This window comes from Streptomyces sp. NTH33 (assembly GCF_003236365.1).
Taxonomy (GTDB): domain Bacteria; phylum Actinomycetota; class Actinomycetes; order Streptomycetales; family Streptomycetaceae; genus Streptomyces.
Window position 1 is genome coordinate 1 of the sequence record NZ_POTZ01000269.1, and the last position, 9,880, is coordinate 9,880.

At 72.7% G+C, this 9,880-nt stretch carries 8 protein-coding genes; 6 read left to right on the forward strand and 2 right to left on the reverse strand.

Translation table 11 applies throughout. From position 1 onward, the window contains the following. The first annotated feature begins 352 nt into the window (after nucleotides 1-352). The 6 genes from C1I97_RS23515 (at nucleotide 353) to C1I97_RS23540 (ending at nucleotide 8,786) form a co-directional block, all read left to right on the forward strand. A complete protein-coding gene (locus C1I97_RS23515) occupies nucleotides 353-1,342 on the forward strand; it encodes a malate dehydrogenase (RefSeq protein WP_111005177.1) in 990 nt (329 codons plus the stop codon). A 274-nt stretch (nucleotides 1,343-1,616) separates the two neighbouring features. Then, a complete protein-coding gene (locus tag C1I97_RS23520) occupies nucleotides 1,617-3,143 on the forward strand; it encodes an aldehyde dehydrogenase family protein (RefSeq protein WP_111005178.1) in 1,527 nt (508 codons plus the stop codon). A gap of 101 nt (nucleotides 3,144-3,244) precedes the next feature. Then, nucleotides 3,245-4,777: a GMC family oxidoreductase gene (locus tag C1I97_RS23525; RefSeq protein WP_111005179.1), complete on the forward strand. Its 1,533-nt coding sequence runs from the start codon at nucleotides 3,245-3,247 to the stop codon at nucleotides 4,775-4,777. A gap of 61 nt (nucleotides 4,778-4,838) precedes the next feature. Beyond that, nucleotides 4,839-5,879, forward strand: coding sequence for a quaternary amine ABC transporter ATP-binding protein (locus C1I97_RS23530; RefSeq protein WP_258382709.1), 1,041 nt, complete (start codon nucleotides 4,839-4,841; stop codon nucleotides 5,877-5,879). Continuing rightward, a complete protein-coding gene (locus C1I97_RS23535) occupies nucleotides 5,879-7,828 on the forward strand; it encodes an ABC transporter permease (RefSeq protein ID WP_111005181.1) in 1,950 nt (649 codons plus the stop codon). The genes C1I97_RS23530 and C1I97_RS23535 overlap by 1 nt, the downstream gene beginning before the upstream one ends. Nucleotides 7,829-7,832: 4 nt before the next feature. Beyond that, a complete protein-coding gene (locus C1I97_RS23540) occupies nucleotides 7,833-8,786 on the forward strand; it encodes an ABC transporter substrate-binding protein (RefSeq protein WP_111005182.1) in 954 nt (317 codons plus the stop codon). Between the two features lie 52 nt (nucleotides 8,787-8,838). Here C1I97_RS23540 and C1I97_RS23545 read toward each other — a convergent pair whose 3' ends face one another. Further along, on the reverse strand, nucleotides 8,839-8,979 hold the full coding sequence (locus C1I97_RS23545; protein ID WP_111005183.1) for a PemK family transcriptional regulator: 141 nt from the start codon (nucleotides 8,977-8,979) through the stop codon (nucleotides 8,839-8,841). 109 nt (nucleotides 8,980-9,088) lie between these two features. Continuing rightward, nucleotides 9,089-9,880 (reverse strand): hypothetical protein (locus C1I97_RS23550; protein WP_181446872.1); only part of this gene is annotated, 792 nt, incomplete at its 5' end.

The window sequence follows — 9,880 nt, forward strand, 5'->3', positions numbered from 1 at the left end:
AAGTGACACCGGACAGGCATGGGATCCGCCGACCGGGGCACGCGAACCTCACCCCCCACGGGAGTCCGGTATTCCGGCACCCCCATACGGCGGCCGTCCTCGTCCCTCCTCTCCCGGACGGGCGGCCGCCTCCCGCACGCCACGCGGCCGTCCTGTGGGCCGGGCCACAGGGGCCCGGCCGCCCGGGACGCCGGAGAGGCGATAGCCTGACGAACGGATCTCTCTTGACGCCAAGAGATCGATCATCCGTACCCGTGATCGATCACCGCGGCGGCGCCGGTCACGAGCCGGCGGTGGGATCCCGCACCCGGGGCAGGGACGCCCCACCGCCAGCTGTCATACGGAGAACGCCATGACCCGCACTCCCGTGAACGTCACCGTCACCGGCGCGGCCGGCCAGATCGGTTACGCCCTGCTCTTCCGCATCGCCTCCGGCCAGCTGCTCGGCGCGGACGTGCCGGTCAAGCTGCGGCTCCTGGAGATCACGCCGGCGCTGAAGGCCGCCGAGGGCACGGCCATGGAGCTGGACGACTGCGCGTTCCCGCTCCTGCGGGGCATCGACATCAGCGACGACCCGAACGTCGCCTTCGACGGCACCAACGTCGCCCTCCTCGTCGGCGCCCGCCCGCGCACCAAGGGCATGGAGCGCGGTGACCTGCTCGAGGCCAACGGCGGCATCTTCAAGCCGCAGGGCAAGGCCATCAACGACCACGCCGCGGACGACGTCAAGGTCCTGGTCGTCGGCAACCCGGCGAACACCAACGCGCTGATCGCCCAGGCCGCCGCGCCGGACGTACCGGCCGAGCGCTTCACCGCCATGACCCGCCTGGACCACAACCGCGCGCTGACCCAGCTCGCGAAGAAGACCGGCTCGACGGTCTCCGACATCAAGCGCCTGACCATCTGGGGCAACCACTCCGCCACCCAGTACCCGGACATCTTCCACGCCACGGTCGCCGGCAAGAACGCCGCCGAGGTCGTCAACGACGAGAAGTGGCTGGCCGAGGACTTCATCCCGACCGTCGCCAAGCGCGGCGCCGCCATCATCGAGGCCCGCGGCGCCTCCTCGGCCGCCTCCGCCGCCAACGCCGCCATCGACCACGTCCACACCTGGGTCAACGGCACCGCCGAGGGTGACTGGACCTCCATGGCCATCCCGTCCGACGGCTCCTACGGCGTCCCGGAGGGCCTGATCTCCTCCTTCCCGGTCACCTGCAAGGACGGCACGTACGAGATCGTCCAGGGCCTGGAGATCAACGACTTCTCCCGCGCCCGCATCGACGCCTCCGTCAAGGAGCTGGAGGAGGAGCGCGAGGCGGTCCGCGGACTCGGCCTCGTCTGAGCCCTACGAGCCCCACGGCTCCCTGCGCCACACCCCGCACGGGCCCCGCTGCCGGTTTCTTCCGGCAGCGGGGCCCGTGGCCGTTCCAGCTGCCGCAACGATCGCAAATCCTGCGCCTTTTGTCCTCTGATGCCCCCAAGTTCCGTGACGCTGAACACTTCCGGCCGCGGCCCAGGCATGGAGGGCGCGGAAGGGGGCAGGTGCTCAGCTTCCCCGGCGGGTCACACCGATGTGACTCAGGGGCACTGAGCAGGAACGGAAGGCAGCACCGATCATGGCGGACAGAACGGAACGCGACGCGCGCGGCACCATTCACGCGGGCGGGGAGTGGCGCGAGGCGGTCGGCGGTGCCACGCGCGAGATCCTCGACCCCGCGGACGCGACGCCGTTCGCCGTGGTCGCGGAGGGCGACGAGAAGGACGCGGACCTGGCGGTGGAGGCCGCCCGCCGCGCCTTCGGCGGCGGGCAGGGCGCCTGGCCGCGCACACCGGTCGCCGAGCGCGCCGCCCTGCTGCGCCGGGTCGCCGATCTCCTGGTGCGCGACCGGGAGGAGCTCGGCCTGCTGGAGAGCCGGGACGCCGGGAAGACCCTGGAGGAGGGCCGCGTCGACATCGACTGCGTCGCCGACGCCTTCCGCTACTTCGCCGACCTGGTCGCCGCGGAGGCCCCCGGCCGGGTCGTGGACGCGGGCTCGCCCGACGTCCACAGCGTCGTCGTGCACGAGCCGGTCGGCGTCTGCGCGATGATCACGCCCTGGAACTACCCGCTGCTCCAGGCCAGTTGGAAGATCGCCCCGGCGCTCGCCGCGGGCAACACCTTCGTGATCAAGCCCAGCGAGATCACCCCGCTCACCACGGTCGCCCTGATCGGACTCCTCGTCGAGGCGGGCCTGCCCGCGGGCGTCGCCAACATCGTCACCGGCCCCGGCCACACGGTCGGCGCCCGGCTCGCCGAACACCCCGACGTCGACCTCGTCTCCTTCACCGGCGGCCTGGCCAGCGGCACGAAGGTGGCCCGGGCCGCCGCCGCCGGCGTCAAGAAGGTCGCCCTCGAACTCGGCGGCAAGAACCCCAACGTCGTCTTCGCCGACGCCTGCGCCACCGACGAGGGCTTCGACACGGCCGTCGACCAGGCCCTCAACGCGGCCTTCATCCACAGCGGCCAGGTCTGCTCCGCCGGCGCCCGGCTCATCGTCGAGGAGTCCGTCCGCGACCGCTTCGTCGCCGAACTCGCCCGCCGCGCCGAGAGGATCCGGCTGGGCCGCGGCACCGAGGCCGGCGTCGAGTGCGGCCCGCTCGTCTCCGAGCAGCAGCGCGCCAGGGTCGAGGCGTACGTCGAGTCCGCGCTCGCCGAGGGCGCGGTGCTGCGCTGCGGCGGCCGGCGCCCCGACCCGTCGCCGCAGCGGCCCGCCACCGGCTACTTCTACGAACCCACCGTCCTGGACCGCTGCCACCGTGAGATGAAGGTCGTCCGGGAGGAGGTCTTCGGCCCCGTCCTCACCGTCGAGACCTTCCGCACCGAGGACGAGGCCGTCGCGCTCGCCAACGACACCGAGTACGGCCTCGCGGGCGCCGTGTGGACCGCCGACGCGGGCCGCGCCCGGCGCGTGGCCGGCCGGCTGCGCCACGGCACCGTGTGGATCAACGACTTCCACCCCTACCTGCCGCAGGCGGAATGGGGCGGCTTCGGCAGGAGCGGCACCGGCCGCGAGCTCGGCCCCGCCGGGCTCGCCGAGTACCGCGAGACCAAGCACGTCTACCAGAACCTCGCCCCCGCCCCGGTGCGCTGGTTCGCGGGCTGAGCCGCACCCGCCGTCCCCGGCACCGGTTTTCTCCCGTTTCCTCCCCAGTCTTCTCCGCGAAGTTCTTCCGACCTCCTCGTCACCACAGGAGTACCTCCCCCATGCACGACAACACCCACGAGTTCGACTACGTCGTCGTCGGCGGCGGCACGGCCGGCTCCGTGATCGCCTCCCGTCTCACCGAGAACCCGGACGTCACCGTCGCCGTGATCGAGGGCGGCCCCAGCGACGTCGGCCGCGAGGACGTGCTGACCCTGCGCCGCTGGATGGGCCTGCTCGGCGGCGAACTGGACTACGACTACCCGACCACCGAGCAGCCCCGCGGCAACTCCCACATCCGGCACAGCCGCGCCCGCGTGCTCGGCGGCTGCTCCTCCCACAACACGCTCATCGCCTTCAAGCCGCTGCCGTCCGACTGGGACGAGTGGGAGGCGGCCGGCGCCGAGGGCTGGGGCGCGATCGCGATGGAGGCGTACTTCGCCCGGCTGAAGAACAACATCGTCGCCGTCGACGAGAAGGACCGCAACGCCATCGCCCGCGACTTCGTCGACGCCGCCCAGGCGGCACTCGGCGTGCCGCGCGTGGAGGGCTTCAACGAGAAGCCGTTCCACGAGGGCGTCGGCTTCTTCGACCTCGCCTACCACCCGGAGGACAACAAGCGCTCCAGCGCCTCCGTGGCGTACCTGCACCCGGTGATGGACGAGCGCGCCAACCTGGCGATCCTGCTGGAGACCTGGGCGTACAAGCTCCAGTTGAACGGCACCCGCGCCGAGGGCGTCCATGTGCGCACCAAGGACGGCGAGGAGATCCTCGTACGGGCCCGCCGCGAGGTCCTGCTGTGCGCGGGCGCCGTCGACTCGCCCCGCCTGCTGCTGCACTCCGGCATCGGTCCGAAGGCGGACCTGGAGAAGCTCGGCATCCCCGTCGTGCACGACCTGCCGGGCGTCGGCGAGAACCTGCTCGACCACCCCGAGTCGGTGATCGTGTGGGAGACGAACGGTCCCCTCCCGGACAACTCCGCGATGGACTCCGACGCCGGCCTGTTCGTGCGCCGCGACCCCGGACACGCGGGCCCGGACCTGATGTTCCACTTCTACCAGATCCCGTTCACGGACAACCCCGAGCGCCTGGGCTACGAACGGCCCCCGTACGGCGTGTCGATGACCCCGAACATCCCCAAGCCGAAGAGCAGGGGCCGGCTGTACCTCACCAGCGCCGACCCGTCGGTCAAACCGGCCCTGGACTTCCGCTACTTCACCGACGAGGACGACTACGACGGCCGCACCCTCGTCGACGGCATCCGCATCGCCCGCGAGATCGCGAGGACCGAGCCGCTGGCCGGCTGGCTCGAGCGCGAGGTGTGCCCCGGCCCGGACGTCACCGGCGACGAGGAGCTGAGCGAGTACGCCCGCAAGGTCGCGCACACCGTCTACCACCCGGCGGGCACCTGCCGCATGGGCGCCGCCGACGACGAACTCGCCGTCGTCGACCCTCGGTTGCGCATCCGGGGCCTGGAGGGCATCCGTGTCGCGGACGCCTCCGTGTTCCCGACCATGACCGCCGTGAACCCGATGATCGGAGTGCTCATGGTCGGGGAGAGGGCCGTCGACCTGATCGGGGGTGAGAGCCGGTGACTCTCACGGTCCCCACCGCAAACCGCCCACGGACGGCTCCACCGCCGCCCCCGTCTTCGCGGTGGACGGCCTGTGGAAGGTCTTCGGCCCGAAGGCCGCCCGCGTCCCCGCGGACCCGGAACTCACCGCGCTGAGCCCGGCCGGGCTGCGCGAGCGCACCGGCTGCACGGCCGCCGTCCGCGACGTCTCCTTCGACGTGCGCAGGGGCGAGGTCTTCGTCGTCATGGGCCTGTCCGGCTCCGGCAAGTCCACGCTGGTGCGCTGCCTGACCCGGCTGATCGAGCCGACCGCGGGCACCATCGCCATCGACGGCGAGGACATCCGCGCCATGGACAGGGCCCGGCTGCGCGAACTGCGCCGGCACCGCGCCGCGATGGTCTTCCAGCACTTCGGCCTGCTGCCGCACCGCACGGTCCTCGACAACGTGGCCTACGGCCTGCAGATCCAGGGCATCGGCAGGTCCGAGCGGCGCGAGCGGGCCGCCGAGGTGGTCGCCAAGGTCGGTCTGGAGGGCATGGAGCAGCGCCGCCCCGGCCAGCTGTCCGGCGGCCAGCGCCAGCGGGTCGGCCTGGCCCGCGCGCTGGCCGTGGACCCCGAAGTCCTGCTGTTCGACGAGCCGTTCAGCGCGCTCGACCCGCTCATCCGGCGGGACATGCAGGAGGAGGTGATCCGCCTGCACGAGGAGGAGGGCCGCACGATGGTCTTCATCACCCACGACCTGCAGGAGGCCCTCCGGCTCGGCGACCGCATCGCCCTGATGCGCGACGGCCGCATCGTCCAGCTGGGCACCCCCGAGGAGATCGTGGGCTCCCCGGCCGACGACTACGTCCGCGAGTTCGTCCGCGACGTCCCGCGCGAACAGGTCATGACGGTCCGCAGGGCCATGCGCCCCGCGTCGGCGGAGGACGCGGGCAGCGGCCCGGCGGTCTCCCCGGAGGCCACGGTCGCCGAGGCCATCGAGGCGGTGGCCCGTGCGGGAGCCCCGGCCCGGGTGGTCGACGAGGGCCGCTGCGTGGGAATGGTCGACTCCGACGCCCTGCTCGGCGTGGTGGCGGGCGTGGCGGCCCCGGGTGACGCCGGCCCCGACGCGGGGGCCGTGTGATGGCAACGCTCACCACAGCCACCCCCCGCACGGTCCCGGCCGTACTGAGACACCGCGCCACCCGCAAGCTCCTCACCCTCGCGGTCCTCGCCGCCGTCCTCGTCCCGCCGGCCCACGCCCACTGGGCCGGCGGAACCTGGCCGCAGGCACTGACCGTGGACCTGTCCGGCCCTCTCGGCAGCGCCAGCGACTGGATCATCGACAACCGGGACAGCCACCCCCTGTTCCTCTACTTCTTCGGCCACGTCAGCAACGCCGTCGTCGTCTCCGTACGCGCCGTCTACCTCGCCCTCCTCGCCGCGGGCTGGGCAGGTGTCACGGCCGCCGCCGCGCTGATCGCCTGGCGCGTGGCCGGCCTCCGGCTCGCCGCCGGCACAGCGGCGGCGTTCCTCGCCTGCGGCCTGCTCGGCATGTGGGTGCCGACCATGCAGACCTTCGCCCTGATGGTGGTCGCGGTCCTCGCCTCCGTCGTCGTGGGCGCGCTGCTCGGCCTCGCCGCCGGTCTGTCCGGGCGCATGGACCGTGCCCTGCGCCCGGTCCTGGACACCATGCAGGTGCTGCCGGCGTTCGCGTACCTGCTGCCCGTCGTGCTGGTCTTCGGCATCGGCGTACCCGCCGCGGTCCTCGCCACGGTGATCTACGCCGCCCCGCCGATGGCCCGTCTGACCGCGCTCGGCCTGCGCGGCGCGGACAAGGAGGTGCTGGAGGCGGTCGACTCGCTCGGCGCCACCGCACGCCAGCGCCTGCTGACCGCCCATGTCCCGCTGGCCCGCAAGGAACTCCTCCTCGGCGTCAACCAGACGATCATGATGGCGCTGTCCATGGCGGTCATCGCCTCCGTGATCGGCGCCGGCGGCCTCGGTGACCGCGTCTACCAGGCGCTCGCCTCGGTCGACGTGGGCGCCGCGCTCGCGGCCGGCATCCCGATCGTGCTGCTGGCCGTCGTACTGGACCGGGTGACGGGCGCGGCGGGAGAGCGTGCCGGGCAGGACGAGCGCGGCACCCGCCCCTGGCTCCACACCGCCACCGTCGCCGTCGCCACCGTGGCCGTGGCCCTGGCCGCCCGCCTCGCGGGCCGCCAGGACTGGCCCACGGGCTGGACCGTCGGCATCGCCGAGCCGGTCAACCGCGCCGTCGACTGGATGACCGCCCACCTGTACTCCGGCGTCCCGTACACCGGCGGGACCGCCGACTGGGCGGGCCGCTTCACCACCTGGGTCCTCGACCCGGTCCGCTCCGGTCTGCAGTGGCTGCCCTGGTGGTCGGTGCTGCTGATCGTGGCCGCGCTGGCCTGGCTGATCGGCACCTGGCGCACCGCGCTGACCGCCGCGGGCGCCATGGCCGCGATCGGCGTGCTCGGCGTGTGGAAGCCGTCCCTGGACACCCTGTCCCAGGTGCTGGCGGCCGTCGCCGTGACCCTCGTCCTGGGCTTCGCGACCGGCATCGCCGCCGCCCGCAGCGACCGCTTCGAGCGGCTGCTGCGCCCGGTGCTGGACGTGTTCCAGACGATGCCGCAGTTCGTGTACCTGATCCCGGTCGTCGCGCTGTTCGGCGTGGGCCGCGCCCCGGCCGTCGCCGCGGCCGTCGTCTACGCCCTCCCGGCGGTCGTACGGATCACCGCGCAGGGCCTGCGCCAGGTGGACCCGGCGGCCCTGGAGTCCGCCCGCTCGCTCGGTGCGACCAGCGGACAGCAGCTGCGTCAGGTGCAGCTGCCGCTCGCCCGCCCGGCGCTGCTGCTCGCCGTCAACCAGGGCGTGGTGCTGGTTCTCGCCGTCGTCATCATCGGCGGTCTGGTCGGCGGCGGCGCGCTCGGCTGCGACGTCGTCTTCGGCCTGGCCCAGGGCGACCTGGCGACCGGCCTGGTCGCCGGCCTCGCCATCGTCTGCCTCGGCCTGATGCTCGACCGGGTGACGCAGCCGACCCGGCGGCGTGTGCGGAAGGGAGCGTGACACCATGCGTCGTCGTACGACTCTGACGGCCGCCGTGGCCGTCCTGGCGCTGACCACCGGCTGCGGCGCCGCCGACATGACCAGGCAGGCCTCGCCGTTCGCGGGCGTGCGGGATGCGAAGACCGTGACCCTGTCCGTGCAGTCCTGGGTCGGCTCCCTGGCCAACGTGGCCGTCGCGCAGTACCTGCTGGAACACGAGCTCGGCCACCGCGTCGACATCGTCCAGATCGACGAGGTGCCCGCCTGGGACGCGCTCAGCCAGGGCCGGGTCGACGCGATCCTGGAGGACTGGGGTCACCCCGAGCAGAAGCAGCGGTACGTCGAGGACAAGAAGACGATCGCGCCCGGCGGCGACCTCGGGGTCACCGGGCACATCGGCTGGTTCGTGCCGACGTACTTCGCCGAGAAGCACCCCGACATCAAGGACTGGAAGAACCTCAACAAGTACGCCGACCGGTTCCGCACCGCGGAGAGCGGCGGCAAGGGCCAGCTGATGGACGGCTCACCGGCCTACCTCACGCACGACAAGGCGCTGGTGAAGAACCTGGAGCTGGACTTCAAGGTGGTGTTCGCCGGCTCCGAGGCCGCGCTGCTCACCCAGATCAAGCAGTTCGCCAAGGAGGAGAAGCCCTTCCTCACCTACTGGAACACACCTCATTGGCTGTTCGAGAAGGTGCCGATGACCGAGGTGAAACTGCCCCCGTACAAGGAGGGCTGCGACGCGGACGCGGCCAAGGTCGCCTGCGCCTACCCGCACACGCCGCTGCAGAAGTACCTCAACGCCGACTTCGCCAGGTCCGGCGGGAAGGCGGCCGCCTTCCTGAAGAAGTTCACCTGGACGACCGAGGACCAGAACGAGGTCGCCCTGATGATCGCCGACCAGAAGCTCACCCCGGCCGAGGCGGCGAGGAAGTGGGTGGAGGGCCACGAGTCCACCTGGAAGGCGTGGCTGTCCTGACGGCGCCGTTGCCGGGTGCTCCGGGTGCTCCGTTCCCGGAGCACCCGGCAGGTCAAAGCCCCAGGTAGCGGCTGACCGCGTGCTCCACCTCGGCCATCTCGTCACGGTCGAGACAGTGGACCGGGTCGCCGTGGATGTACCGGGTGTCGAGGGTTCGGATCCGGTCGGCAGGCAGTCGTGTCCGCGTCCCCACTTGGTGCTGCCTGCCGGGATCCGCCGGTTCCAGGTGGTGACGGCGGTGATCACCCTGGACGCCCTGGGCTTCGCGGTGGCGGTGACGGCCGCCCGAGGTGGGCCGGCCGTCATCCCGCCTCCACCGGTGCCTCCCCGAACCGGACCAGCGCCAGGGCCCCCGCCACCGCCACCGCGAAGCCCAGGGCCGCGAGCCAGGTCAGGCCGTCGCGGGTGCGGTCGCCCAGCCAGACCACACCGATGGCCGCGGGGCCGACCGTCTCGCCGATGACCATGCCGGCCGTGGCCGTGGTCACCGAACCGCGCTGGAGGGCCGAGGTCAGCAGCAGGAAGGCGGCGCCGCCGCCCAGCAGGAGGGCGTACGTCGCCGGGTTGGTGAACAGCGCCGACGGGGCGAGTGAGTCGATCAGACGTACCGCCACCTCCACCACGCCGAAGCCGAAGCCCGCGCCCAGGCCGAGCAGCAGCGCCCGGCCGCGTCCGTGCAGGCGGCCGCCCACCGAGCCCAGGAGCAGCACGGCCAGCGCCGTCCCGAGCATCGCCCACCTCAGCGCCGTGGAGCCGACCTCACCGCCCTCCGCGCCCGAGGCCAGGCCCAGCATGGCCAGGCCGGAGCAGACGACACCCACCGCGGACCACTCCACCGCGCTCAGCCGCACCCGCAGCATCCGGGACGCGACCACCGCCGTCACCGCGAGGCTCGCGGCGAGGGCCGCGCCGACCACGTAGATCGGGAGCGAACGCAGGGCCGCGATCTGGAGCAGGAACCCGAGGCCGTCCAGCGCGACCGGTTCGGCGGTGACCGTCCAGCCGAGCGGTTCGAACAGGCGCCGTACGAGACCGGGGCCGCCGCGGGCGGGGAGGGCCGGTACCTCGATACGCAACGGGCGCTTCTCGCCCGG

What these genes read in the sequence shown, in the direction of transcription:
- C1I97_RS23515 (WP_111005177.1), top strand. Translation starts at nt 353, where the DNA reads ATGACCCGCACTCCCGTGAACGTCACCGTCACCGGCGCGGCCGGCCAG.
- C1I97_RS23520 (WP_111005178.1), top strand. Translation starts at nt 1,617, where the DNA reads ATGGCGGACAGAACGGAACGCGACGCGCGCGGCACCATTCACGCGGGC.
- C1I97_RS23525 (WP_111005179.1), top strand. Translation starts at nt 3,245, where the DNA reads ATGCACGACAACACCCACGAGTTCGACTACGTCGTCGTCGGCGGCGGC.
- C1I97_RS23535 (WP_111005181.1), top strand. Translation starts at nt 5,879, where the DNA reads ATGGCAACGCTCACCACAGCCACCCCCCGCACGGTCCCGGCCGTACTG.
- C1I97_RS23540 (WP_111005182.1), top strand. Translation starts at nt 7,833, where the DNA reads ATGCGTCGTCGTACGACTCTGACGGCCGCCGTGGCCGTCCTGGCGCTG.